Annotated in this window: 24 protein-coding genes; 20 read left to right on the forward strand and 4 right to left on the reverse strand. The window is 70.0% G+C overall.

The features are described 5' to 3' along the window. Window positions 1–47: 47 nt before the first annotated feature. Complete coding sequence (gene fadB, locus AC07Y4_RS19695) at window positions 48–2,198, forward strand: fatty acid oxidation complex subunit alpha FadB (protein ID WP_487850233.1); 2,151 nt, start codon at window positions 48–50, stop codon at window positions 2,196–2,198. A gap of 59 nt (window positions 2,199–2,257) precedes the next feature. Then, entirely contained in the window at window positions 2,258–3,040 is a 783-nt protein-coding gene (locus AC07Y4_RS19700; RefSeq protein WP_062478161.1) for an SDR family NAD(P)-dependent oxidoreductase, read from the forward strand. A gap of 21 nt (window positions 3,041–3,061) precedes the next feature. Here the strand turns inward: AC07Y4_RS19700 and AC07Y4_RS19705 are convergent, their stop codons facing one another. After that, a complete protein-coding gene (locus tag AC07Y4_RS19705; protein ID WP_487850232.1) occupies window positions 3,062–3,853 on the reverse strand; it encodes an enoyl-CoA hydratase in 792 nt (263 codons plus the stop codon). Window positions 3,854–4,020: 167 nt separating this feature from the next. Here AC07Y4_RS19705 and AC07Y4_RS19710 point away from each other — a divergent pair, with 167 nt between their 5' ends. Next, on the forward strand, window positions 4,021–5,178 hold the full coding sequence (locus AC07Y4_RS19710; RefSeq protein ID WP_487850231.1) for an acyl-CoA dehydrogenase family protein: 1,158 nt from the start codon (window positions 4,021–4,023) through the stop codon (window positions 5,176–5,178). Window positions 5,179–5,199: 21 nt separating this feature from the next. On the opposite strand, the gene AC07Y4_RS19715 is transcribed toward AC07Y4_RS19710, so the two are convergent. Then, the gene (locus AC07Y4_RS19715; RefSeq protein ID WP_487850230.1) at window positions 5,200–5,709 is read right to left on the reverse strand and encodes a MarR family winged helix-turn-helix transcriptional regulator; all 510 of its coding nucleotides are present in this window, start codon (window positions 5,707–5,709) and stop codon (window positions 5,200–5,202) included. Between the two features lie 135 nt (window positions 5,710–5,844). Between AC07Y4_RS19715 and badH the strand changes: the two genes are divergently transcribed. The 17 genes from badH (at window position 5,845) to AC07Y4_RS19800 (ending at window position 22,912) form a co-directional block, all read left to right on the forward strand. Continuing rightward, entirely contained in the window at window positions 5,845–6,612 is a 768-nt protein-coding gene (gene badH / locus AC07Y4_RS19720) for a 2-hydroxycyclohexanecarboxyl-CoA dehydrogenase (RefSeq protein WP_056577609.1), read from the forward strand. Window positions 6,613–6,649: 37 nt separating this feature from the next. Then, on the forward strand, window positions 6,650–7,441 hold the full coding sequence (gene badI, locus AC07Y4_RS19725; protein WP_487850229.1) for a 2-ketocyclohexanecarboxyl-CoA hydrolase: 792 nt from the start codon (window positions 6,650–6,652) through the stop codon (window positions 7,439–7,441). Between the two features lie 20 nt (window positions 7,442–7,461). Beyond that, window positions 7,462–8,613 (forward strand): cyclohexanecarboxyl-CoA dehydrogenase, encoded by a 1,152-nt coding sequence (gene aliB / locus AC07Y4_RS19730; RefSeq protein ID WP_487850228.1) that lies wholly within the window; start codon window positions 7,462–7,464, stop codon window positions 8,611–8,613. Between the two features lie 50 nt (window positions 8,614–8,663). Next, entirely contained in the window at window positions 8,664–10,334 is a 1,671-nt protein-coding gene (gene aliA / locus AC07Y4_RS19735) for a cyclohexanecarboxylate-CoA ligase (protein WP_487850227.1), read from the forward strand. A gap of 42 nt (window positions 10,335–10,376) precedes the next feature. Next, complete coding sequence (locus AC07Y4_RS19740; RefSeq protein ID WP_487850226.1) at window positions 10,377–11,396, forward strand: Bug family tripartite tricarboxylate transporter substrate binding protein; 1,020 nt, start codon at window positions 10,377–10,379, stop codon at window positions 11,394–11,396. Between the two features lie 10 nt (window positions 11,397–11,406). Beyond that, on the forward strand, window positions 11,407–12,183 hold the full coding sequence (locus AC07Y4_RS19745) for an enoyl-CoA hydratase-related protein (RefSeq protein ID WP_487850298.1): 777 nt from the start codon (window positions 11,407–11,409) through the stop codon (window positions 12,181–12,183). 112 nt (window positions 12,184–12,295) lie between these two features. After that, window positions 12,296–13,474 (forward strand): acetyl-CoA C-acetyltransferase, encoded by a 1,179-nt coding sequence (locus AC07Y4_RS19750; RefSeq protein ID WP_095746834.1) that lies wholly within the window; start codon window positions 12,296–12,298, stop codon window positions 13,472–13,474. 152 nt (window positions 13,475–13,626) lie between these two features. After that, window positions 13,627–14,445 (forward strand): ABC transporter ATP-binding protein, encoded by an 819-nt coding sequence (locus AC07Y4_RS19755; RefSeq protein WP_062478152.1) that lies wholly within the window; start codon window positions 13,627–13,629, stop codon window positions 14,443–14,445. Next, window positions 14,442–15,161 (forward strand): ABC transporter ATP-binding protein, encoded by a 720-nt coding sequence (locus AC07Y4_RS19760; RefSeq protein ID WP_487850225.1) that lies wholly within the window; start codon window positions 14,442–14,444, stop codon window positions 15,159–15,161. Before AC07Y4_RS19755 ends, AC07Y4_RS19760 begins: the two co-directional genes overlap by 4 nt. 13 nt (window positions 15,162–15,174) lie before the next feature. Continuing rightward, entirely contained in the window at window positions 15,175–16,047 is an 873-nt protein-coding gene (locus tag AC07Y4_RS19765) for a branched-chain amino acid ABC transporter permease (RefSeq protein ID WP_056577629.1), read from the forward strand. A gap of 4 nt (window positions 16,048–16,051) precedes the next feature. Next, complete coding sequence (locus AC07Y4_RS19770; protein ID WP_487850224.1) at window positions 16,052–17,083, forward strand: branched-chain amino acid ABC transporter permease; 1,032 nt, start codon at window positions 16,052–16,054, stop codon at window positions 17,081–17,083. Next, window positions 17,073–18,089 carry a phosphotransferase family protein gene (locus AC07Y4_RS19775; RefSeq protein WP_487850223.1) on the forward strand — a complete coding sequence of 339 codons (1,017 nt, stop codon included), beginning with the start codon at window positions 17,073–17,075 and terminating at the stop codon, window positions 18,087–18,089. The genes AC07Y4_RS19770 and AC07Y4_RS19775 overlap by 11 nt, the downstream gene beginning before the upstream one ends. Then, window positions 18,089–18,463 carry a DUF6285 domain-containing protein gene (locus AC07Y4_RS19780; protein ID WP_487850222.1) on the forward strand — a complete coding sequence of 125 codons (375 nt, stop codon included), beginning with the start codon at window positions 18,089–18,091 and terminating at the stop codon, window positions 18,461–18,463. Before AC07Y4_RS19775 ends, AC07Y4_RS19780 begins: the two co-directional genes overlap by 1 nt. A 3-nt stretch (window positions 18,464–18,466) precedes the next feature. After that, window positions 18,467–19,750 carry an acyl-CoA dehydrogenase family protein gene (locus AC07Y4_RS19785; protein WP_369645239.1) on the forward strand — a complete coding sequence of 428 codons (1,284 nt, stop codon included), beginning with the start codon at window positions 18,467–18,469 and terminating at the stop codon, window positions 19,748–19,750. 70 nt (window positions 19,751–19,820) lie between these two features. Further along, window positions 19,821–21,038, forward strand: a complete 1,218-nt coding sequence (locus AC07Y4_RS19790) for an ABC transporter substrate-binding protein (RefSeq protein ID WP_487850221.1) — start codon at window positions 19,821–19,823, stop codon at window positions 21,036–21,038. A 36-nt stretch (window positions 21,039–21,074) separates the two neighbouring features. Next, the gene (locus AC07Y4_RS19795) at window positions 21,075–21,884 is read left to right on the forward strand and encodes an enoyl-CoA hydratase-related protein (protein ID WP_487850220.1); all 810 of its coding nucleotides are present in this window, start codon (window positions 21,075–21,077) and stop codon (window positions 21,882–21,884) included. Further along, window positions 21,881–22,912, forward strand: a complete 1,032-nt coding sequence (locus tag AC07Y4_RS19800; RefSeq protein ID WP_487850219.1) for a phosphotransferase — start codon at window positions 21,881–21,883, stop codon at window positions 22,910–22,912. The genes AC07Y4_RS19795 and AC07Y4_RS19800 overlap by 4 nt, the downstream gene beginning before the upstream one ends. A gap of 34 nt (window positions 22,913–22,946) precedes the next feature. Here the strand turns inward: AC07Y4_RS19800 and AC07Y4_RS19805 are convergent, their stop codons facing one another. Beyond that, on the reverse strand, window positions 22,947–23,339 hold the full coding sequence (locus AC07Y4_RS19805) for a VOC family protein (protein WP_487850218.1): 393 nt from the start codon (window positions 23,337–23,339) through the stop codon (window positions 22,947–22,949). A 17-nt stretch (window positions 23,340–23,356) separates the two neighbouring features. Further along, window positions 23,357–23,806, reverse strand: coding sequence for a helix-turn-helix domain-containing protein (locus AC07Y4_RS19810; protein WP_487850217.1), 450 nt, complete (start codon window positions 23,804–23,806; stop codon window positions 23,357–23,359). Between the last annotated feature and the right edge of the window lie 54 nt (window positions 23,807–23,860).

The raw sequence follows: 23,860 nt of genomic DNA on the forward strand, positions 1-23,860 counted from the left end.
ACTTTTTCCCACAGGCTGGCGCGTCGCCGGCCGCGAGGAGACCCCCTTTGTTCCAAGGCGAAAGTATCGAAGTCCTGCCGCTGCAGGACGGGCTGGTGGAGCTGCGCTTCGACCGGCGCGGCGAGGCCATCAACAAGCTCGACGCACGCACCGTCGACGAGTTCCGCCAGGCCACCGAGCGCATCGCGGCCTCGCCGGATGTGCGCGGCGTGCTGGTGACAAGCGCGAAAGACGTGTTCATCGTCGGCGCCGACATCACCGAGTTCGGCGCCACCTTCCAGCAGGCCGAGGCCGACATCGCGCGCGGCGTGCGCGCCAGCAACGAACTGTTCAACGCCTTCGAGGACCTGAAGGTGCCCAGCGTGGTCGCCATCAACGGCTTCGCGCTCGGCGGCGGGCTGGAGCTGGCGATGCTCGCGCCGCTGCGCGTGATGGCCGACACGGCCCAGGTCGGCGTGCCCGAGGTGAAGCTGGGCCTGTTCCCCGGCTTCGGCGGCACGGTGCGGCTGTCGCGTCTCGCAGGCCTGGCCACGGCCATCGACTGGGTGGCGAGCGGCAAGCCGGCCAAGGCGCCGGCCGCGCTGGCCGCGGGCGTGACCGACGAGGTCGCGACGCCCGATGCTTTGCGCGACCGTGCGCTCGCGCTGCTGCAACGTGCGGTGCGCGGCGAGATCGACTGGCGAGCGGCGCAGCAACGCAAGCGCGCGCCGCTGGCGCTGTCGAAGCAGGAGGCCGGTGCGCTGGTCGAGACCGCACGCACGCAGGTGGCGGCGCGCAGCGGCAAGCACCAGCCCGCAGCCCTCATCGCGCTCGAAATGATGGCCGAGGCCGCCGGCCGCGACCGCGCGGGTGCGCTCGACCTCGAGTCGGTCGCCTTCGGCCGCGTCGCGAAGACGCAGGCCGCGGCTTCGCTGGTGCAGGCCTTTCTCAACGACCAGGCACTCAAGAAGCTCTACAAGCGCCACGCGCGCGAAGGCCGTCCGGTGAAGCAGGCGGCCGTGCTCGGCGCCGGCATCATGGGTGGCGGCATCGCCTACACCAGCGCGCTGCGCGGCACGCCGGTGCGCATGAAGGACATCGCGCAGCCGCAGCTCGACCTGGGCATGGCCGAGGCCGGCAAGCAGCTCGCCAAGCAGGTGAAGAACGGCCGGCTCGCGCAGGCCAAGGCCGACGCCATTCAAGCGTCGATCGTGCCCCAGCTCGACGAGACCGGCTTCGACAGCGTGGACTGCGTGGTCGAGGCCGTGGTCGAGAGCCTCGAGGTCAAGCGCAAGGTGCTCGCGGCGCTGGAAGGTAGCGTGAAGCCCGGCACCGTGATCGCCTCGAACACCTCGAGCCTGCGCATCGACGACATCGCCCAGCCGCTCGCGCGGCCCGAAGACTTCGTCGGCATGCACTTCTTCAACCCCGTGCCGGTGATGCAACTGGTGGAAGTGATCCAGGGCGCGAAGACGCGCGACGCCGCCGTGTCCACCGCCGTGGGCTATGCCGTGGCCATGGGCAAGACGCCCATCGTGGTGAAGGACTGCCCGGGCTTCCTGGTCAACCGCATCCTCACGCCGTACATCAACGCCTTCGTGCAGCTGGTGGCCGATGGCGCCGACTTCGAGGCGGTCGACCGCGCGATGGAAGCCTTCGGCTGGCCCATGGGGCCGGCCTACCTGCAGGACGTGGTGGGCATGGACGTGGGCGCGCACGTGGGCGACGTGATCGCCGCGGGCTACCCGCAGCGCATGCCGGCCCTCGAACGCAATGCCGTGAAGCTCATGGTGGCGAACAAGCGCTACGGCCAGAAGAACGGCGCGGGTTTCTACCGCTACGAGAACGACCCCACGGGCCGCCCGCGCAAGTCGGCCGCGCCCGAGGCGCATGCGCTGGTCGCCACGCTGCAGCCGCAAGGGCGGCGCGACTTCGCGGACGCGGAGATCGTCGAACGCATGATGCTGCCGATGGTGGTCGAGGCCGCGCACGCGCTCGAAGACGGCGTGGTCGCCACGCCGGCCGAGCTCGACATGGCGCTGCTGCTCGGCGTGGGCTTTCCGGCCTATGCGGGCGGCGCGCTCAAGTACGCCGACTGGCTGGGGCTGGACCGCGTGGTCGCGCTGTGCGACAAACATGCGGCGCTCGGCGCGCCGTATGTGCCCACGGCGCGCATGCGCGAGATGGCGGCGCGCAAGCTGCGCTACTACCCGGTCTGAACGGCAGGCGTTTTCGGTTTTCTTTCTTCCTTTCTCTCTCTATCCAAGGACAACAAGAGATGCAACTCGATTCCAGCATTGCCGCCGTCGTCACGGGCGGCGCCTCGGGCCTGGGGGCCGCCACCGCGCGCCGCCTGGCCAGCCACGGCGTGAAGGTCGCGCTGTTCGACCTCAACGTGGAGCAGGGCGAGGCCCTGGCCAAGGAACTGGGCGGCGTGTTCTGCAAGGTCGATGTCACGTCGGAAGAGCAGGTCGACGCGGCCTTCGCCAAGGCCCGCGCCGCGCACGGCCAGGAGCGCGTGCTGGTCAACTGCGCCGGCACCGGCAACGCGGTGAAGACCGCGAGCCGCGACAAGGCCTCGGGCGAGATCAAGCACTTTCCGCTCGCCAACTTCGACCGCATCATCCAGATCAACCTCGTGGGCACCTTCCGCTGCATCGCCAAGTCGGCGGCCGGCATGCTCACGCTCGATGCGCTGGAAGACGGCGAGCGCGGCGCCATCGTCAACACCGCCTCGGTTGCGGCGCAAGACGGCCAGATGGGCCAGGCCGCCTACACCGCCTCGAAGGCCGGCGTGGTCGGCATGACGCTGCCCATCGCGCGCGACCTCATGGGCGAGGGCATCCGCGTGAACACGATCCTGCCGGGCATCTTCAACACGCCGCTGCTGCAGGGCGCGCCCGACAACGTGAAGGCCGCGCTGGCCGCCTCGGTGCCGTTCCCCAAGCGCCTGGGCAATCCGGCCGAGTACGCGACGCTGGCCGAGCTGATGATCACCAACGGCTACTTCAACGGCGAGAGCGTGCGGCTGGACGGCGCGATCCGGATGGCGCCGCGCTGACGCCGGGGCGAAGGGCCGTCGTCAGCCCTTCTGCGCACGCCCGCGCGCCTGCACCGCCTCGCGCCGCGCGCGCAGCACCTCGGGCGTGAGCGACGCAGCCCATTCGCGCGTGGCGGCCTGCTCCAGCGCCATGCCTTCGGCAAAGCTGCGCGCATGGCCGTCGTCGATCAGGCGCTTGTAGACCGGCAGCATCTCGGGCAGCGCGCTTGCGATGTCGGCGGCCAGTGCCAGCGCCTGGGGCATCAACTGCTCGGGCGTGGTCACGCGGTTGACCAGCCCCCAGCGTTCGGCCTGTTCGGCGCCGACGAAGTTGCCGCTGAAGGCCATCTCCTTCGCCCGCGCAATGCCGATGAGCCGCGACAACCGCTGCGACAGCCCCCAGCCCGGGATCACGCCGATGCGCGCGTGGGTGTCGGCAAAGCGCGCCTCGCTCGACGCAATCAGCAGGTCACAGGCCAGCGCCACCTCGAGGCCGCCGGTGATGGCCGCGCCGTTCACGGCGCCGATCACCGGGCGCGGAAAGTTCGCGAGGGCGGTGGCCACGTCGGTGCCGGCGTCGCCGGTGATGGCGCCGGGGTCGATCTCGCGCAGGTCCAGGCCGGCGCAGAAGGCGCGGCCCGCGCCGGTGAGGACGAGCACGCGCACGCTGTCGTCCTGCGCGAGCGTGTCGAGCGTGCGCACCAGCGCGCGCCGCAGCGCGAGCGACAGGGCGTTCATGGCCTGCGGCCGGTTCAGCGTGAGGCAGGCGCAGCCGTCCTGCGGACGGGTGAGCAGGAGGATGTCGGCGTCGTGGTCGGTTGCAGGTGTGTTCATGGCGTGTCAGTGTTGGGCGCAGGCCGTGCCGCGGCATCGTCGGAACGGACGAATCCGGCAGGCTTGTCCCGCTCACGACTCGAAACCCGCGCCCGCGTCGGCACCATGCGCCGCATTGTCTTCAATCCGTCCTTGAATCCACTGAGAGAAAGAAGGAGCGTCCCACCATGGACTTCAGCCTCACCCCGGCCCAGCTCGACCTGCAGGAACGAACGCGCCGCTTCATCGCCGAGGAGGTGATTCCGCTCGAATCCGACCCCCGGCAGGATTCGCACGGCCCCGCCGAGGCGCTGCGCGACGAGCTGGTGGCGCGCGCACGCCGCGCCGGCCTGCTCACGCCGCATGCGTCCAAGGAACACGGCGGGCTGGGCTTGTCGCACGTCGACAAGGCCATCGTGTTCGAGGAGGCGGGCTACTCGCCGCTCGGCCCGGTGGCGCTCAACATCCACGCGCCCGACGAAGGCAACGTGCATTTGATGGAAGTGGTCGCCACGCCGGCGCAGAAGGCGCGCTGGCTGCAGCCGCTCATCGACGGCCACGTGCGCTCGTGCTTCTGCATGACCGAGCCGCCGCCCGGCGCCGGCTCCGACCCGTCGATGATGCAGACCGTGGCCGTGCGCGACGGCGACCACTACGTGATCACCGGGCGCAAGTGGTTCATCACCGGCGCCACCGGCGCGGGCTTCGCGATCATCATGGCGCGCATGGAAGACGGGTCGTCGACCATGTTCCTGGCCGACATGGACCAGCCCGAAATCGTGATCGAACGGCAGATCGACGCACTCGACAGCTGCTTCACCGGCGGCCACGGCGTGGTGCGCTTCGACGGCCTGCGCGTGCCGGCCACCGACGTGCTGGGCGCCATCGGCGAGGGCTTTCGCTACGCGCAGGTGCGGCTGGCGCCCGCGCGCCTCACGCACTGCATGCGCTGGCTCGGCGCCGCGCGCCGCGTGCACGAGCTCGCCGCCGACTACGCCCGCCGCCGCCAGGCCTTCGGCCATCCGCTGGTGGAGCACGAGGGCGTGGGCTTCATGCTGGCCGACAACGAGATGGACCTGCACGTCTCGCGCCTGACCATCTGGCATTGCGCGTGGGTGCTCGACCAGGGCGGCAAGGGCCGCCACGAATCGAGCGTGGCCAAGGTGCTGTGCTCGGAGGCCGAGTGGCGCGTGGTCGACCGCTCGGTGCAGATCCTGGGCGCGAGCGGCGTGTCGGACGAGACCGTGGCCGCGCGCATCTTTCGCGACATGCGGGCCTTCCGGATCTATGACGGCCCGTCGGAAGTGCACCGCTGGAGCATGGCCAAGCGCCTCGCCAAGGCCTGATTCAGGCCGCGGGGGCCGGCGTCATTCCGCCGGCTCTTCCGCTCCCCCCTGCGCATCGTCCACCCGCTGCATGTTGTCGAGCAGCTTCAGCAGGTAGTGCAGGGTGTGCGTGACGTCGTTCACCGAGAACCCGTCCAGCACCTGCTCGTAGTAGGCGTAGATCTTCGGCTGCGCTTCCACCTTCCACACGTGTTGCCCCGACCCGGTCATCGTGACCAGCCGTGACCGCCGGTCGCGGCTGTCGGGCGCGGTCGTCACGTGCCCGTCGCGCTCCATGCGGCTGACCAGGCCCGACAGGTTCTGGCGGCTGACCTTCAGGTAGCGCGCCAGGTCTCCCACGCTCATTCCTCCCTCGGCCTCGTCGCGCGACAGGGCGCCGAGCACGGCCCATTGCTGCGTCGTCAGGCCCTCGGCCTCGACCGCGCGGCTGCCGGTTTTATGCAACATGTTTGCACATTGATAGAGGCGAAAGAACACCCGGTTGGCCAGCGCCATGCGTGCCGCGTCGGTGTTTTCACTAGTGTTTTGCATGTTTTTTCTTTCGGAAAGGCTTGCGCGACGCCACGGCAGCATCCCATAATACGTCAACGTATTTACGTAAATGTCTCAAAAGTGGCGCCCAACGGCCCAACGATATAGCAAGCCCTCGCACCCCAGGAGAACCAGATGCAGCGATTTCAGGACAAGACAGTGATCGTCACCGGCGGCGGTGGCGGCATCGGCGGCGCCACCAGCCGCCGTTTCGCCCAGGACGGCGCCCGCGTGGCGGTGTTCGACATGAACCTCGAGGCCGCCGAAGCGGTGGCCGCGCAGATCCGCGCCGACGGCGGCCAGGCCCAGGCCTTCCGCTGCGACATCACCGACCGCCCCGGCGTCGACGCGGCCGTGGCCGCCGTGGTGGAGCGCTTCGGCCCGGTCGACGTGCTGGTCAACAACGCCGGCTGGGACGTGTTCAAGCCCTTCACCAAGACCGAGCCCGCGCAGTGGGACAAGCTCATCGCCATCAACCTCACCGGCGCGCTGCACATGCACCACGCCGTGCTGCCCGGCATGGCCGCGCGCAAGGCGGGGCGCATCGTCAACATCGCCTCCGACGCGGCGCGCGTGGGCTCCTCGGGCGAGGCGGTGTACGCGGCCTGCAAGGGCGGGCTGGTGGCGTTCTCCAAGACCATCGCCCGCGAGCACGCGCGCCACGGCATCACCGTGAACGTGGTGTGCCCCGGCCCCACCGACACCGCGCTGTTCGCCGAATACAAGGAAGGCGCGGGCAACCCAGAGAAGCTCATGGAGGCCTTCACGCGCTCCATTCCGCTGGGCCGCATCGGCCAGCCGAACGACCTGCCGGGCGCCATTCTTTTCTTCGCCAGCGACGACGCGGCCTTCGTGACCGGGCAGGTGCTCAGCGTCTCGGGCGGCCTGACGATGAACGGCTGACCCCCCACACACACCCGACACCTTTCAGGAGACCCCCATGGCATCCCCCGACTTCGAAGACATCCTCTACGACGTGCGCAACGGCGTGGCGTGGATCACCATCAACCGCCCCGAGAAGATGAACGCCTTCCGCGGCCAGACCTGCGACGAGATCATCCGCGCGCTCAACCGCGCGGGCTACGACCGCGGCGTGGGCGCCATCGTGCTGGCCGGCGCCGGCGAGAAGGCCTTCTGCACCGGTGGCGACCAGTCGGCCCACAACGGCAACTACGACGGGCGCGGCACCATCGGCCTGCCGATGGAAGAGCTGCACGACGCCATCCGCAACGTGCCCAAGCCCATCATCGCGCGCGTGCAGGGCTTTGCCATCGGCGGCGGCAACGTGCTGTGCACCATCTGCGACCTGACCATCGCCTCCGAGAAGGCCGTGTTCGGCCAGGTGGGCCCGAAGATGGGCTCGGTCGATCCGGGCTACGGCACCGCCTTCCTGGCCCGCGTGGTCGGCGAGAAGAAGGCGCGCGAGATCTGGTACCTGAACCGCCGCTACAGCGGCGCCGAGGCCGTGGCCATGGGCCTGGCCAATGCCGTGGTGCCGCACGAGCAGCTCGATGCCGAGGTGCAGAAGTGGGCCGAGGAAATCTGCGAGCGCAGCCCCACCGCGCTGGCCATCGCCAAGCGCAGCTTCAACGCCGACACCGCGCACCAGGCCGGCATCGCGGGCCTGGGCATGTACGCGCTCAAGCTGTACTACGACACCGAAGAGTCGCGCGAGGGCGTCGCGGCCCTGCAGGAACGGCGCAAGCCCGAGTTCCGCAAGTACGCCAAGTAGCCGCACCCGGACACACCGCGATGAACCCGTACATCGACGACGACCTGGCGACGCTGGCCGAGCATGCGCGCCGCTTCGCCACCGGGCGCGTGGCGCCCGGCTTCCTGGAGCGCGACGCCACGCGCGTGCTCGACCGCGCGCTGATGCGCGAGATGGGCGAGATGGGCTTCATCGCGCCCGAGCTGCCCGAGGCCCACGGCGGCCAGGGCCTGGGCTGCCTGGCCGCCGGCGTGATTCACGAAGAGATCGCCCGCGCCGACTTGAGCCTGAGCTACATCAACCTGCTGGCCTCGCTCAACGGGCAGATCCTGTGCGAGCACGGCCGGCCCGAGGTGGTGGCGCCGTGGCTGGCCAAGCTCACGCAGGGCGAGGCGCTGTTCGCCATTGCGCTGACCGAGCCGCGCGGCGGCTCCGACGCCGCCAACCTGCGCTTGCGCGTGGAGCGCGTGGGCGATCACTACGTGCTCAACGGCGAGAAGACCTCCATCTCGGCCGCCGACCAGGCTGACGCCGCCGTGGTGTTCGGGCGCACCGGCAGCATCGAGTCGGCCGCCCACGGCGTGACCGCGCTGCTGGTGCCGATGGACCTGCCCGGCGTCACGCGCAACCGCTTCGACTGCCACGGCCAGCGCGCCATCGGACGCGGCTCGCTGTTCTTCGAGAACGTGCGCGTGCCCGTCGACCACCGGCTGGGCGAGGAGAACAAGGGCTTCGTGCAGGTCATGCAGGGCTTCGACTTCTCGCGCGCGCTCATCGGGCTGCAGGTGCTGGCCGTGGCGCGCGTGGCGTTGGAAGAAACCTGGGAGTACGTGGCGCAGCGCGAGGCCTTCGGCAAGCCGCTGTCGGCGTTCCAGGGCGTGTCGCACCCGCTGGCCGACTTCGACACGCAGATCGAGGCCGCGCGCCTGCTGTGCCTGCAGACCTTGTGGCTCAAGGACAAGGGCGCGCCGCACACCGCCGAGGCCGCCATGTGCAAGTGGTGGGGCCCCAAGCTGGCCTACGACGTCATCCACCAGTGCCTGCTGATGTTCGGCCACGGCGGCTACGACCGCGGGCCGATGGAGCAGCGCCTGCGCGACGTGCTGGGCTTCCAGATCGGCGACGGCACGGCCCAGATCATGAAGACCATCGTCGCCCGCACGCGCGCCGGGCGCTCGGCGGTGCCGGCGTAGTCGGCGGTTCCTGGTTTTCCGGTTCGCACAACAAGAGGAGACAAGACATCATGGAATTCGACGCCGTACTGCTGCCCCCGCGCCGCACGCGCATGGTGGCCCAGGGCCTGTGGCACGACCGCACCATCAACGATGCGCTCGATGCCTGCATTGCCGCCAGCCCCGACAAGGTGGCGCTCACCGCGGTGCGCGTGAAGGACGGGGAGGGCGAGGGCGCCACCGTGCGTTTCACCTACCGCGAGCTGGGCCGCATGGCCGACCGCATCGCCGTCGGCCTGGCGCGGCTGGGCGTGGGCCGCAACGACGTGGTGGCCTGCCAGCTGCCCAACTGGTGGGAGTTCACGCTGACCTACCTGGCCTGCTCGCGCATCGGCGCGGTGATGAACCCGCTGATGCACATCTTCCGCGAGCGCGAGCTGTCGTTCATGCTGCGGCACGGCGCGGCCAAGGTGCTGATCGTGCCGGCGCGCTTCCGGGGCTTCGACTTCGAGCAGATGGCCACGGGCTTGCAGGCCGGCCTGCCCGACCTGGCGCAGGTGGTGGTGGTCGGCGGCAGCGGTGCGAACAGCTTCGAGGCACTGCTGGCCGGCCCCGCATGGGAGCAGGAGCCCGATGCCGCGCAGATCCTGCAGCAGCACCGGCCCGGCCCCGACGACGTGACCCAGCTCATCTACACCTCGGGCACCACCGGCGAGCCCAAGGGCGTGATGCACTCGGCCAACACCACCATGGCCAACATCGTGCCCTACGCGCAGCGCCTGGGCCTGGGCACCGGCGACGTCGTGCTCATGGCCTCGCCCATGGCGCACCAGACCGGCTTCATGTACGGGCTCATGATGCCCATCGTGCTGCAGGCCTCGGTCGTGCTGCAGGACATCTGGGAGCCGAAGCAGGCCATCGCGTCGATCAACGCCGAGGGCGTGAGCTTCACCATGGCGTCCACGCCCTTTCTCTCCGACCTGTCGAAGACCGTGGCCGAGTCGGGCACGGCCGTGCCCACGCTGCGTGCCTTTCTCTGCGCCGGTGCGCCCATTCCGGGCGCGCTGGTCGAGCAGGCCCGCCAGGCGCTGGGCGCCAAGATCGTGTCGGCCTGGGGCATGACCGAGAACGGCGCCGTCACGCTCACGCGGCTGGACGATGACGACGAGCGTTCCATCCACACCGACGGCTGCCCGTTGCCTGGCGTGGAGTTGAAGGTGGTCGACGTCGACGGCCTGGCGCTGCCGGCGGGCGAGGTCGGCAAGCTGCTGCTGCGCGCCTGCTCCAATTTCGGCGGCTACCTGAAGCGCCCGCAGCTCAACGGCACCGACGCGGCCGACTGGTTCGACACCGGCGACCTCGCGCGCATCGACGAGCGCGGCTATGTGCGCATCGCCGGGCGCACCAAGGACGTGATCATTCGCGGCGGCGAGAACATCCCCGTGGTCGAGATCGAGTCGCTGCTGTACCGCCACCCCGACGTGGCCATGGCCGCCGTGGTCGCCTACCCCGACGAGCGCCTGGGCGAGCGCGCCTGCGCGGTGGTGGTGCCCAGGCCGGGGCGGCAGGTCGACCTGGCGTCGATCGTTGCCTTCCTCAAGGCCGAGAAGGTGGCGCTGCAGTACATCCCGGAGCGCCTCGTGGTGCGCGAGAGCTTGCCCTCCACGCCCTCCGGAAAGATCCAGAAATTCAAGCTGCGCGACCTGCTGCGCGCGGACGAATCGGGCGCCCCGGCCGCCTGAGCGCACCTGCCGATCCTTTCGACACCACAACGGAGACAACACATGCACAAGAAGCAATTCGCCGCCGGCGTGGGCCGGCGGCTGGGCCGCGCCGTGGCCGCACTGGGGGGCCTCGCACTCGCCGGCCACGCGGCCTGGGCCCAAACGCCTGCAACCACACCCGCTGGCGCATGGCCGTCCAAGCCCATCCGCGTGGTCGTCGGCTTTGCGCCCGGCGGCAGCACCGACGTGATGGCGCGCATCCTTGCGCAGTCGCTGTCGGAGTCGCTCGGCCAGACTGTGCTGATCGACAACAAGCCCGGCGCCAGCGGCAACATCTCGGCCGCCGAGGTGGTGCGCGCCGCGCCCGACGGCCACACCTTCCTCATCGCGCCCACTTCGGTCGAGACCGCCAACCCCTCGCTCTTCAAGGCGAGCCTGCTGCCTTCGCGCGACCTCACGCCGGTGGCCACGGTCGGGCGCACGCAGATGTACCTCGTCGCCAAGCCGCAGCTGCCCGCGAAGGACGTGCGCGAACTGGTCATGCTTGCGCGGGCCAAGCCCGGCACGCTCTCGTACGCCTCGGCCGGCGCGGGCACGCCGCCGCACCTGGCCTGCGAGCTGTTCAAGCAGGCCACCGGCACGCAGGTCACGCACGTGCCCTACCGCGGCGCCGCGCCTGCGCTGCAGGACGTGCTCTCGGGCCAGGCCGATTTCGTCTGCGACCCCGGCATCGCCTTCCAGCACATCCGCGCCGGCAAGGCCAAGCTGCTGGGCATCGTGAGCGCCAAGCGTTCGCCCTTCTTCCCCGAGGTGCCCACGGTGGGCGAGCAGGGCTTTCCGGGCGCCAACCTCGACATCTGGTTCGGTATGTGGGCGCCCAACGGCACGCCGCCCGAGGTGCTGGCCCGCATGAGCGCCGAGCTCGGCAAGGCGCTCGCGCTGCCCAGCGTCAAGTCGCGCTACGGCGACCTGGGTGCCGAGCCCGTGGCCATGAGCACGCCCGAGTTCCGCAAGCTGCTGGCCGACGAAGGCGCGATGCTGTCCTCGCTGATTGCGCGCCAGAAGATCGTGGTGGACTGAGTTCATGACGATGCCCGACGCCCCCGTGCTTACCCATGTCGACGGCCGCGTCGGCGTGATCACCCTGAACCGCCCGCGCCAGCTCAACGCGTTGGACGACGCGCTCATGGACGCCCTTGGCGCCGCCTTGCTGGCCTTCGATGCCGATGCGGGCATCGGCGCCATCGTCGTAACCGGCGGCGACACCGCTTTCGCCGCCGGCGCCGACATCGCGGCCATGGCCGACTGGGGCTACGCCGACGTGGTGCGCGACGACTTCATCACCCGCAACTGGGAAACCATCCGCCGCGTGCGCAAGCCCGTGATCGCCGCGGTGGCCGGCGTGGCCTACGGCGGCGGCTGCGAACTGGCGCTGGCCTGCGACATCGTGCTGGCCGCCGAATCGGCGCGCTTCGCGCTGCCCGAGGTCAAGCTCGCCATGCTGCCGGGCGCCGGCGGCACCCAGCGCCTGCCGCGCGCGATCGGCAAGGCCAAGGCGATGGAAATGTGCCTGGCCGCGCGCGTGCTCGACGCGGCCGAGGCCGACCGCTGCGGTCTGGTGTCGCGCGTGGTCGCGCCCGAGGCGCTCATGCCCGAGGCCCTGGCGCTGGCCGCGCGCATCGCGGGGTACTCGCTGCCGGCGCTGGTGGCGATCAAGGAGTCGGTCAACCGCGCGTGGGAATCGTCGCTGTCCGAGGGCATCCTGTTCGAGCGGCGCCAGCTGCACGCGCGCTTCGCCACCGAAGACGCGCACGAGGGCCTGCGCGCCTTCCTGGCGCGGCGCCCGCCCGTGTTCGGCCACCGGTGAGGGGCGGGGCGCCCGGCATGGCGCCCAAAATCGTCGGTTCCGACGACGCTGTGCGGCGGCGTGGCGCCAACAATGCGCAGGACGCGAACCGATCACTCACCGGAGATTTCACATGCCCGAAGCCTACATCGTCGCCGCCGCGCGCACCGCCGGCGGCCGCCGCAACGGCCGCCTCGCCGGATGGCACCCGGCCGACCTGGCCGCACAGGTGCTCAACGCGCTCGTGGAGCGCACCGATGCCGACCCCGCCCTGATCGAGGACGTCATCATGGGCTGCGTCGGCCAGGCCGGCGAGCAGGCCTCCAACGTGGCGCGCAACGCGGTGCTGGCCTCGCGCCTGCCCGAGTCGGTGCCCGCCACCTCGGTCGACCGCCAGTGCGGCTCGTCGCAGCAGGCGCTGCATTTCGCGGCACAGGCCGTGATGTCGGGCACGATGGACATCGTGATCGCCGCCGGCGTCGAGAGCATGAGCCGCGTGCCCATGGGCCTGCCCACCACGCTGCCGCTGAAGAACAACCTGGGCTTCTACGTGAGCCCCGGCATGGAAAAGCGCTACCCCGGCATCCAGTTCAGCCAGTTCACGGGCGCCGAGATGATCGCGCGCAACTACGGCATCGAGAAAGACGCGCTCGACCGCTACGCGCTCGAAAGCCACCACCGCGCCATTGCCGCCACCAAGGCCGGCCACTTCGAGCGCGAGATCGTGCCCGTGGCCGTGCGCATGGCCGACGGCACCGAGACCGGCGAGCTGCACACCACCGACGAAGGCATCCGCTACGACGCCACGCTGGAGAGCATCGCCGGCGTCAAGCTCATCGCCGAAGGCGGGCGCTGCACGGCTGCCACCGCCAGCCAGATCTGCGACGGCGCCAGCGGCCTCATGGTCGTGAACGAGCGCGGCCTGAAGACGCTGGGCGTGAAGCCGCTGGCACGCATCCACCACATGAGCGTGCTGGGCCACGACCCGGTCATCATGCTCGAGGCCCCGCTGCCCGCCACGCAGCGCGCGCTGCAAAAGGCCGGCATGAAGATCGAGGACATCGACCTGTACGAAGTCAACGAAGCCTTCGCGCCCGTGCCCATCGCCTGGCTGAAGGCGCTGGGCGCCGACCCGGCCCGCATCAACGTGAACGGCGGCGCCATCGCGCTGGGCCACCCGCTGGGCGCCTCGGGCACCAAGCTGATGACCACGCTGGTCAACGCCCTGGGCCAGCGCGGCAAGCGCTACGGCCTGCAGACCATGTGCGAAGGCGGCGGCATGGCCAACGTGACGATCATCGAACGGCTGTAGACAGGCACACCCCCAGGCTTGCCCACTTCGTGTGGCCTCCAACCCCCTTGCAGGGGGCAACACCTGCGGCCCGGCAAAGCCGGTTCCGCGGTGTTCCTGGATAAGAGAACGCTGCGGCCATCGACCGCGGCTCCATAAAAAGAGATCGACGCATGATTCATGACACCGATCGCGGAGACAAAGAGAACACCCCCCTGTTGCGCATCGACGCGGTGTCGGTGCGCTTCGGCGGCATCGTGGCGCTCGACGGCGTCTCGTTCGACGTGCGGCGGGGCCAGATCTGCGGCCTCATCGGACCGAACGGGGCGGGCAAGAGCACGCTGTTCAACTGTCTCTCGCGCCTGTACGAGTGCAGCGCCGGCCGCATCGAGTTCGACGGCCATCCGCTCACGCGCCTGCCGCGCCACCGCATGGCGGGCCTGGGCATCGGACGCACCTTCCAGAACCTGGCGCTGTTTCGCACGATGACCGTGCGCGACAACGTGCTGGTGGGCTGCCACAGCAAGCACCACGCGGGCTTCCTGCGCAACGCCTTCCGGCTGCCCGGCGTGGCGGCCATCGAGTCGCAGGCGCGGGCGCGGGCCGACCAGCTGATCCACTTTCTCGACCTCGAGGCCGTGGCCGAACGCGAAGTGGCCGACCTGCCCTTCGGCACACAGAAGCGCGTCGAGCTGGCGCGCGCACTGGCGGCCGAGCCGCAGCTGCTGCTGCTCGACGAGCCGGCCTGCGGCCTGAACCACGAAGAACTCGAGAGCCTGGGCACGCTGATCCGCGACATCCGCGACCGCCTGAACGTGACGGTGCTGCTGGTCGAACACCACATGAGCCTCGTGATGGGCGTGTCGGACAAGGTGGTGGCGCTGAACTTCGGCAAGAAGATCGCCGAGGGCACACCGGCCGAGGTGCGCGCGCACCCCGAGGTGATCCGTGCCTACCTGGGCGAAGAGGCAGAAGCGGAGGCGATGGCATGACGACCAACATTCTCGAAGTGCGCGGGCTGCATGCGGCTTATGGCCCGACGCGCGTGCTGCAGGGCATCGACCTCGACATTCCCATCGGCCAGGTCGTGGCGCTGCTGGGCGCCAACGGCGCCGGCAAGACCACCACGCTGCGCGCGCTGTGCCAGATGATGGTGAGCACCGAGGGCCGCATCATGCTGGCCGGCCAGCGCATCGACGGCCGCTCCACCGAGCAGATCGCCAAGGCCGGCGTGGGCCACGTGCCCGACGGGCGTGGCACCTTCCTGGGCCTCACGACCGAGGAGAACCTGCGCCTGGGCGCCTACGCCCGCGCCAGCAGGGACGGCATCGACGCCGACATGGAGCGCGTGTTCGACTACTTCCCCCGCCTGCGCGAGCGCCGCGCGCAGCAGGCCGGCACGCTGTCGGGCGGCGAGCAGCAGATGCTGGCCATCGGCCGCGCGCTCATGGGCAAGCCGCGCCTGCTGCTGCTCGACGAGCCCTCCTTCGGGCTCGCGCCGCTCATCGTGAAGGACATCTTCTCGATCATGCGGCGCATCAACAAGGAAGAGCGCGTGTCGATCCTGCTGGTGGAGCAGAACGCCAAGCTTGCGCTCGACCTGGCCGACTCGGCCTACCTCCTGGAAACCGGCCGCATCGTGCTCTCGGGCACCGCCGCCGAGATCCGCCGCAACGACGCCGTGCGCAAAGCGTACCTGGGCGAATAAGGGCCACACACCGATGAACGCATTCCTGCACCAACTGCTGGCGGGCCTGGCCACCGGCGGCATCTACGCCAGCGTTGCGCTGGCGCTGGTGATGATCTACCAGGCCACGCACCACATCAACTTCGCGCAGGGCGAGATGGCGATGTTCTCGACCTTCATCGCCTGGAGCCTCATGCAGGCCGGCCTGCCGTACTGGGCCGCCTTCGTGGCGACCGTGGCGCTGTCCTTCGTGCTCGCGGCCGTGGTGGAGTTCACCGTCATCCGGCCCATGCACGACAAGCCGGCGCTGTCGGTGGTGGTGGTGTTCATCGGCCTCCTGGTGATCTTCCACAGCCTGGCGGGCTGGCTCTTCGGCTACACCATCAAGCAGTTCCCGAGCCCGTTCCCGTCGGACGCGTGGTTCGGCAGCGCCATGATGTCGGCGCACGAGATGGGCGCCATCGGCGTCACGCTGCTGGTGGTGCTGCTGCTGTTCGCGTTCTTCCGCTTCACGCCGCTGGGCCTGGCGATGCGCGCCGCGGCGCAGAACGCGGCCTCGTCGCGGCTGGTGGGCATCAACGTCGGGCGCATGCTGATGCTGGGCTGGGGCCTGGCCGGCGCCATCGGCGCGGTGGCCGGGATGATGGTCGCGCCCGTGGTCTTCCTCGACCCGCACATGATGACCGGCGTGCTGCTCTACGCCTTTGCCGGTGCGCTCATCGGCGGCATCGACAGCCCCGTGGGCGCGGTGCTCGGCGGCTTCATCGTCGGCGTGCTCGAGAACCTCATCGGCACCTACGTGGTGGGCACCGAACTCAAGCTGTCGGTGGCGCTGGTGCTGATCGTCGGCGTGCTCATCGTCAAGCCTTCCGGCCTTATGGGCCGCAAGCTGGTCACCCGGGTCTGATCGCATGAACTCTCCCCAAGCCTCCTCCCTGCCGACCGCCATGGCACCGCTCGCCGGGTCGGGCGATGCACGCGCCACCGCCAAGCCCTCGCGCTCTCCGCTCGTGTGGGTCGGCCTGCTGATCGTGCTGGCCATCGGCATCACCTTCGTGGCGCGCGGCTACCAGCTGTTCCAGGCGACGATGGTGATCTCGTATGCCATTGCGCTGCTGGGCCTGAACATCCTCACGGGCTACAACGGGCAGATCTCGCTGGGCCATGGCGCCTTCTATGCCATTGGCGCCTACACCACCGGCATCCTCATGGAGCATGCGGGCGTGCCGTACTGGCTCACGGTGCCGGCGGCGGCCGTGGTGTGCCTGATCGTCGGCTACCTGTTCGGTCGGCCCGCGCTGAAGCTCGAAGGGCTGTACCTGGCGCTGGCCACCTTCGCGCTCGGCGTGGCGATGCCGCAGCTGCTCAAGTACAAGCACCTCGAGGCCTGGACCGGCGGCGTGCAGGGCATCGTGCTCATGAAGCCCGCCGCGCCCTTCGGCCTGCCGCTCAACGAAGACCAGTGGCTCTACCTGTTCTCGCTGTTCGTCGCGGTCGTGATGTTCTTCATTGCCCACAACCTGCTGCAAAGCGGCAGCGGCCGGGCCATGCGCGCCATCCGCGACCACGCCATGGCCTCCGAGGCGATGGGCGTGGACAACAGCCACTACAAGGCCATGACCTTCGGCGTCTCGGCCGCGTACACCGGCGTGGGCGGCGCGCTGTCGGCCATTGCCGTGCAGTTCGTGGCGCCCGATTCGTTCACGCTGTTCCTGTCGATCTCGCTGCTGGTGGGCATCGTGGTGGGCGGCGTGGGCACGCTGTACGGCGCGATCTTCGGTGCCATCTTCATCATGTTCGTGCCCTCGCTGGCCGAGAAGGTCTCCAAGGCCGCGCCTTGGGCGGTGTACGGCGTGGTGCTGATCGCCTTCATGTTCGCGATGCCCGGCGGCGTGGTCGGGCTGCTGCGCAAGCTCCAGGCACGCTTCGCCCGTGCACGATGACGCGACGCTGATCGCGAACGCACTGCAGCGGCTGGCCGGGCGCCTCGTGCCCGATGGCCACGCAGTGCAGGCCCTGCGCCGGCTCTCGGGCGGTGCCAGCCAGCAGACCTGGGCTTTCAATGTGGCGACAGGCGGCGCGGGCCAGGCCCTGCCGCTGGTGCTGCGCCGCGCGGCCGATGCCAGCGGCGCGCGCGCCCTGGGCACCGCGGGCCTGGCGGCGGAAGCGCAACTCATCGAGGCCGCACGCGCAGGCGGCGTGCCCGTGCCCGGCGTGCGGCATGTGCTGCAGCCGGCCGACGGGCTCGGCGAAGGCTTCGTCATGGACCGCATCGAGGGCGAGACCCTGGGCCGCCGCATCGTGCGCGATGAGCGCCTGGCCGGCGCGCGCCGCGTGCTGGCGCGCCAGTGCGGCGCGGCCATGGCGCGCATCCACCGCCTGCCCGCGCACCACCTGCCGCCGCTGCGCACGGCCGCCGCACGCGCGGAGCTCGACTTCCAGATCGGCCTGCACCGCAGCCACGGCACCGCGCGCCCCGTGTTCGAACTCGCCTTCCGCTGGCTGCGCAAAAACGCGCCGGCCGACGTGCCCGCGCCGGTGCTCGTGCACGGCGACTTCCGCAACGGCAACCTGATGGTCGGCGAGGAAGGCCTGCGCGCCGTGCTCGACTGGGAGCTCGCGCACTTCGGCGATCCGATGGAAGACCTCGGCTGGATGTGCGTGCGCTCCTGGCGCTTCGGCCACGGCGTGCTGCCCGTGGGCGGCTTCGGCACGCGCGAGCAACTCTTCGAGGGCTACACCGCCGAAGGCGGGCAGGTCGATGCCGCGCGCGTGCGCTGGTGGGAGGTGCTGGGCACGCTCAAGTGGGGCATCGTCTGCGAAGCCATGGTGCATGCGTGGCTCAGCGGCCGCGAGCGCGATGTGGAGAAGGCCGCCATCGGCCGCCGCGCGTCGGAGGCCGAGTCGGACCTGCTGGCGCTGCTCGCCCCCGAGGAAGAGGCCGCCTGATGCAGGACCGTCCCGACATCGCCGAACTGCTCGAGGCCGTTGCCGCCTTCCTGCGCGAGCAGATGGTGCCGGCCACCGAAGGGCAGGTCGCGTTCCATGCGCGCGTGGCCGCGAACACGCTCGACATCGTGCGGCGCGAAGTGCAGCTCGGCCCCACGGCGCAAGCAAGTGAACTGGCGCGGCTGCTCGCACTGCTGGGCCCCGGCGCACCCGCCGACCTGGCCGAAGCCAACCGCCTGCTCTGCACCCGCATCGCCACCGGTGAACTCGACGCCGCCACGCCCGGCCTGATCGACCACCTGCGCCAGGCCACACGCGACAAGCTCGCCATCGACCAGCCCGGCTATGCCGTCGGCACGAAGAAGAAAGACTGAGCCATGGACTTCGATCTGCCCCGCGACCTCGTCGATTACCTCGCCGAACTCGACGCCTTCATCGACCGCGAGATCGCGCCGCTGCAGGCGCAGGACGACAATGAGCGCTTCTTCGACCATCGCCGCGAATGGGCCCGCACCGACTTCGAGAACGGCGGCCTGCCGCGCCCCGAGTGGGAAGCATTGCTGGCCGAGGCGCGCCACCGCGCCGACCGCGCGGGCCACCTGCGCTTTGCGCTGCCCGCCGAATTCGGCGGGCGCGACGGCAGCAACCTCTGGATGGCCGTGATCCGCGAGCACTTCGCGGCGCGCGGCCTGGGCCTGCACAACGACCTGCAGAACGAACATTCGATCGTCGCCAACAACCCCTTCGTGCTGGCCATCCGCGACTTCGGCACGCCCGCGCAGTGCGACGAACTCATCCAGGGCATGCTCGACGAGCGCGTGCGCCTGACCTTCGGCCTCACCGAGCCGCAGCACGGCTCCGATGCCACCCATATGGAAACGCGCGCCGTGCCCGAAGCACGCCACGGCCGCGCCGGCTTTCGCATCGACGGCGAAAAGATGTGGACCACCGGCATGCACACCGCCACGCATTGCGTGCTGTTCGCGCGCACCAGCGGGCGCGACGGCGATGCGCGCGGCATCAGCGCCTTGCTCGTGCCCGCGCAGGCCGAGGGCGTGAAGATCGAGGAGTACCTCTGGACCTTCAACATGCCCACCGACCACCCGCGCGTGAGCTTCACGAACGTGTGGGTGCCCGAAGACGCCGTGCTCGGCCCGCTCGACGGCGGCCTGGCCATTGCCCAGCACTTCGTGCACGAGAACCGCATCCGCCAGGCCGCGTCGAGCCTGGGCGCCGCCGACTACTGCGTGCGCGAGAGCGTCAAGTACGCGCGCGAGCGCAAGCCCTTCGGCGAGGAGCTGGCGCGCAACCAGGGCATCCAGTTTCCGCTGGTCGAGCTGGCCACGCAGGTCGAGATGCTGCGCCTGCTCATCCGCAAGACCGCGTGGCAGATGGACCAGATGCCCAAGCCGCAGGTCGAGAAGCAGCTGTCCGACAAGGTCTCGATGTGCAACTACTGGGCCAACCGCCTCGTGTGCGAGGCCGCCGACCGCGCGATGCAGGTGCACGGCGGCATCGGCTACTCGCGCCACAAGCCCTTCGAACACATCTACCGCCACCACCGCCGCTACCGCATCACCGAAGGATCGGAAGAGATCCAGATGCGCAAGGTGGCGGGCCATCTCTTCGGCTACATGGGGCCGAACCGGGCCACGGCCTGAATCGCTTTCCGACGACGACTGACGACGCAGGCCACCCGGCCACTCAGCAACACAGAAGGAGACACGCGACATGGTTCATCCGCTTTCCCGCCGCACCGCCCTGGCCGCTGGCCTTGCCACACTCTGCATCAGCCTGCCGGCCCTGGCCCAGAAGAAGCCCGAGGCCGGCGTGAGCGACACCGAGATCGTGCTGGGCATGCCCATGCCGCTGTCGGGGCCCGTGTCGGGCTACTCGGTGGTCGGCAAGGTCGCCGAGGCCTACTTCAAGAAGCTCAACGAGCAGGGCGGCATCCACGGGCGCAAGGTGCGCCTGTTGATCTACGACGACCAGTACTCGCCGCCCAAGACCGTCGAGGTGGCGCGCCGCCTCGTCGAGGAAGACCAGGTGCTCGCCATCTTCGGCAACCTGGGCACCGCGCCCAACATGGCCATCCAGCGCTACATGAACGCCAAGAAGGTGCCGCAGCTGTTCGTGCAGTCGGGCGCCTCGCAGTTCGACGACGCGGCCAAGTACCCGTGGACCGTGCCTTTTCTCGGCAGCTACCAGGGCGAGGGCCGCGTGTTCGCGCGCCACATCATCGAGAACCGCCCCGACGCGAAGATTGCCGTGCTCATGCAGAACGACGACCTCGGGCGCGAAGTGCTCAAGGGCCTGCAGGAAGGCCTGTCGAAGCAGGGCAAGGCCAAGATCGTGGCGCAGGCCACCTTCGAGGTGACCGACCCCACCGTCGACTCGCAGGTGGTGCAGCTCAAGTCGTCGGGCGCCGACGTGCTCGTGATGGCCGCCACCGCGCGCACCGCCGCGCAGGCCATCCGCAAGGTCGCCGACGTGGGCTGGACGCCCGACCGGTATCTCAACTTTGCCGCCGCCTCCGTGAAGATGGCCTTCGAACCCGCGGGCGCCGACAAGGCCAAGGGCGTGGTCGCGCTCGCCGTCTACAAGGAGCCCATGAGCCCGCGCTGGAGCCGCGACCCCGAGGTGCTCGAGTACCTCGAACTGCTCAAGACCCACGCCAGCGGCGTCGACCCGAGCAACGGCAGTGGCGTGTCGGGCTACATCGTGGCGCAGCTCATGGCGCACGTGCTGCGCGAGGCCGGCGCCAACCCCACGCGCGAGAGCGTGCGCGTGGCCGCCAGCACCCTCAAGAGCCCGCGCATCTCGATGCTGCTGCCCGGCGTGGCCATGGCCAACTCGGCCGCCGACCTGCACGCGTACGCCTCTATGCAACCCGTGCGCTTCAACGGCGTGGACCTCGACCCGGTCGGGCCCGCGCTGAACATGAAGTGAACGCCTTTACCTACTCACGCCCTTCGGAGCCCACCCATGAGCCAGCCTGACGACCAGGACCCCCTTCTGTACGAACGTGACGGCGACGTTGCCATCCTCAGCTTCAACATTCCCAAGCGGCTCAACCCGCTCACCCAGCCGCTGCAGGAGGCCTTGCGCCAGCGGCTCGCACAGCTGCGCGACGAAGGCGAGGTGCGCGCCGTCGTGCTCACCGGCGTCGGCAAGTCGTTCTGCGTGGGTGCCGACCTGGGCAGCATGGACGCAACCGCGCCCGGCAGCCTGGGCCAGCGCACGGCCGACGCGATGGAGGCGATGTCGAACCGCCTCATCGAAGACCTGCGCAGCATGCCCTTCCCCGTGGTGAGCGCCATCAACGGCCCCGCCGCGGGCGCCGGCGTGGGCGTGGCACTGGCCGCCGACGTCGTGCTGGTCGCGCGATCGGCCTACTTCTACCTGCCCTTCATGCCGCGCCTGGGCATCGTGCCCGACCTGGGCACCACCTGGTTCCTCGAGCGGCTCGTGGGCCGCGCGCGCGCCGTCGGCATGTCGCTGCTCGGCGAACGCCTGTCGGGCGAGCAGGCCGCGCAGTGGGGCCTCGTGTGGGCCTGCGTGGACGACGCCGAACTGCGCGCCCAGGCCGTGGCCGTCGCGCAGCGGCTCGCGCGCCTGCCCGCGCATGCGGCGCACGAGATCCGCGCCGTGTACGAATCGGCCGCGAGCCAGTCGCTCGTCGGCCAGATGCGCCACGAGGCCGAGCGCCAGCGCGAGCTGATCGACCGGCCCGACTTCGCCGAAGGCGTGAAAGCCTTCCTGGAGAAACGCGAGCCCGTGTTTCGTCGGCCATGAGCGCCGTTGCAGACGCCACCACCGCAGGCATCGAGTTCGACGCCGACCGCCTGCAGCGCCACCTGCGGCAGGCGCTGCCCGAGCTCGAAGGCCCGATGCGCCTGGCGCGCATCGGCGGCGGGCAGTCGAACCCCACCTTCTTCGTCGACTTCGACAACCGCGCGCTGGTGCTGCGCAAGCAGCCGCCCGGCGAGCTGCTGCCCTCGGCCCACGCGGTCGACCGCGAATACCGCGTGCTGCGCGCCCTGGCCGCCACCGACGTGCCCGCGCCGCGCACCGTGCTGTACTGCGACGACCGCGCCGTGGTGGGCACGCCCTTCTATGTGATGGAGAAGCTCGAAGGCCGCGTGCTGTCGAACTACGCACTGCCCGGCATCGCGCCCGCCGAGCGCCGCGCGTACTACTTCGCCATGGCCGAAACCCTGGCGCGCCTGCACGCGGTCGACCTTGCCGCCGTCGGCCTCACCGACTACGGCCGCCCCGTCAACTTCTTCCAGCGCCAGATCGCCCGCTGGACCCGGCAGTGGGAGGCCTCGCGCACCCGCGAAGACGCCAACATCGAGCGCCTCATCGCCTGGCTGCCGGCCAATTTGCCGCCGGGCGACCAGACCACCATCGCGCACGGCGACTTCCGCTTTGGCAACCTCATGTTCCACCCCACCGAGCCGCGCGTGATCGCCGTGCTCGACTGGGAGCTGTCCACCCTGGGCCACCCGCTGGCCGACGTGGCCTACAACTGCATGGCCTGGCACACCGGCGCCGACGAGTTCGAAGGCATGCAGGGCATCGACCTCGCGGCCGAAGGCATTCCCACGCAGGCCGAGTACATCGCCCACTACCAGCAGGCCGGCGGCTGCGCCGAGCCGGTGACGAACTTCCACCTGGCGTTCTCGCTGTTCCGCTTCGCCGTGATCCTCGAAGGCATCGCGGCGCGCGCAAAGAGCGGCAGCGCGGCGGCGGCCGATGCGGTGCAGGTGGGCGCGCAGGCCGCGGGGTTTGCGCGGCGGGCGGTAGCGTTGATCGACTAGCCGCCAGCGAACTGGCGAGCGGGCAGGGCGCCCGTCAGCCGCCGATGGGCGAGCACAGCTCGACCAGCGTGCCGTCGGGGCAGCGCACGTACGAGACCACCTGCCCCCAGGGCTTGGTCACCGGTGCCGACAGCTGCGTGGCGCCGGCTGCGATTGCGCGGCTGTGCGCGGCGGGCACGTCGGGCGTCACGAGGCCCAGCTCCATGCCCAGTGGTTGCGCGGATTCCGAGGCGGCGACATGCCCGCCCGGAAAGTTGGAATCGCCGAGCGCGTGCGCGGCGAACGCCAGCGTCGTCTCGCCAGTTTCGAGTTCGCCATAAGTGCCCGATTCGTGCAGGAAGCGCGTGGGCAGGCCGAAGGCTTGCTCGAAGAACTTCAGCGACTGGGCGACGTCGGGAACGTAGACGATGGTGTAGCCGAGTTTCATGGGCGAGGGCGCGTTACTTACTGCGCTTCCAGCCGCTCTGCAATCTCGCGCGCCCCGAGTTCCCGCACCGTGGCCAGTCGCTCCAGCTGCGCCGCGCGCGGGCGCGCCTTGCCTTGTTCCCAGTGATAGATCGTCTGGCCCGACACACCGACCAGCTGCCCATAGATCGCCGCGGACAGCCCGAGCTTGGCGCGGTGCGCGGCCAGCCGGTTGGCGCTGAAGCGGCGCTTGGGGCCGCCCGCGTCGGCGTCGTCGCCCGCAGCACCGGCTGCGGCGGTTGCCTGGCGCGCGGAGCCCTTGGCGACCTTGCGCAATTCTTTTTCAAGTGCGCTCACCTGACGGCGCAAGTCGGCAATCGATGCGCGGTGCGCGACGGAGGCTTTCTTGAGGGTTTCGATTTCCGCTCGCACTTCCTTGCGAGCGACACGGGAGATTTCGGCTTTGAGGATGGAGGCGATGTTTGGCATGGGGGGATTGTGCTCAATTTGGAGAGCGTAAAGGCGACGTTGTCCGGCTCGTCG

Source organism: Variovorax sp. GW460-12-1-14-LB1, assembly GCF_059423605.1.

What these genes read in the sequence shown, in the direction of transcription:
- AC07Y4_RS19700 (WP_062478161.1), top strand. Translation starts at nt 2,258, where the DNA reads ATGCAACTCGATTCCAGCATTGCCGCCGTCGTCACGGGCGGCGCCTCG.
- AC07Y4_RS19705 (WP_487850232.1), bottom strand. Translation starts at nt 3,853, where the DNA reads ATGAACACACCTGCAACCGACCACGACGCCGACATCCTCCTGCTCACC.
- AC07Y4_RS19710 (WP_487850231.1), top strand. Translation starts at nt 4,021, where the DNA reads ATGGACTTCAGCCTCACCCCGGCCCAGCTCGACCTGCAGGAACGAACG.
- AC07Y4_RS19715 (WP_487850230.1), bottom strand. Translation starts at nt 5,709, where the DNA reads ATGCAAAACACTAGTGAAAACACCGACGCGGCACGCATGGCGCTGGCC.
- badH (WP_056577609.1), top strand. Translation starts at nt 5,845, where the DNA reads ATGCAGCGATTTCAGGACAAGACAGTGATCGTCACCGGCGGCGGTGGC.
- badI (WP_487850229.1), top strand. Translation starts at nt 6,650, where the DNA reads ATGGCATCCCCCGACTTCGAAGACATCCTCTACGACGTGCGCAACGGC.
- aliB (WP_487850228.1), top strand. Translation starts at nt 7,462, where the DNA reads ATGAACCCGTACATCGACGACGACCTGGCGACGCTGGCCGAGCATGCG.
- aliA (WP_487850227.1), top strand. Translation starts at nt 8,664, where the DNA reads ATGGAATTCGACGCCGTACTGCTGCCCCCGCGCCGCACGCGCATGGTG.
- AC07Y4_RS19740 (WP_487850226.1), top strand. Translation starts at nt 10,377, where the DNA reads ATGCACAAGAAGCAATTCGCCGCCGGCGTGGGCCGGCGGCTGGGCCGC.
- AC07Y4_RS19745 (WP_487850298.1), top strand. Translation starts at nt 11,407, where the DNA reads ATGCCCGACGCCCCCGTGCTTACCCATGTCGACGGCCGCGTCGGCGTG.
- AC07Y4_RS19750 (WP_095746834.1), top strand. Translation starts at nt 12,296, where the DNA reads ATGCCCGAAGCCTACATCGTCGCCGCCGCGCGCACCGCCGGCGGCCGC.
- AC07Y4_RS19755 (WP_062478152.1), top strand. Translation starts at nt 13,627, where the DNA reads ATGATTCATGACACCGATCGCGGAGACAAAGAGAACACCCCCCTGTTG.
- AC07Y4_RS19760 (WP_487850225.1), top strand. Translation starts at nt 14,442, where the DNA reads ATGACGACCAACATTCTCGAAGTGCGCGGGCTGCATGCGGCTTATGGC.
- AC07Y4_RS19765 (WP_056577629.1), top strand. Translation starts at nt 15,175, where the DNA reads ATGAACGCATTCCTGCACCAACTGCTGGCGGGCCTGGCCACCGGCGGC.
- AC07Y4_RS19770 (WP_487850224.1), top strand. Translation starts at nt 16,052, where the DNA reads ATGAACTCTCCCCAAGCCTCCTCCCTGCCGACCGCCATGGCACCGCTC.
- AC07Y4_RS19780 (WP_487850222.1), top strand. Translation starts at nt 18,089, where the DNA reads ATGCAGGACCGTCCCGACATCGCCGAACTGCTCGAGGCCGTTGCCGCC.
- AC07Y4_RS19785 (WP_369645239.1), top strand. Translation starts at nt 18,467, where the DNA reads ATGGACTTCGATCTGCCCCGCGACCTCGTCGATTACCTCGCCGAACTC.
- AC07Y4_RS19790 (WP_487850221.1), top strand. Translation starts at nt 19,821, where the DNA reads ATGGTTCATCCGCTTTCCCGCCGCACCGCCCTGGCCGCTGGCCTTGCC.
- AC07Y4_RS19795 (WP_487850220.1), top strand. Translation starts at nt 21,075, where the DNA reads ATGAGCCAGCCTGACGACCAGGACCCCCTTCTGTACGAACGTGACGGC.
- AC07Y4_RS19800 (WP_487850219.1), top strand. Translation starts at nt 21,881, where the DNA reads ATGAGCGCCGTTGCAGACGCCACCACCGCAGGCATCGAGTTCGACGCC.
- AC07Y4_RS19805 (WP_487850218.1), bottom strand. Translation starts at nt 23,339, where the DNA reads ATGAAACTCGGCTACACCATCGTCTACGTTCCCGACGTCGCCCAGTCG.
- AC07Y4_RS19810 (WP_487850217.1), bottom strand. Translation starts at nt 23,806, where the DNA reads ATGCCAAACATCGCCTCCATCCTCAAAGCCGAAATCTCCCGTGTCGCT.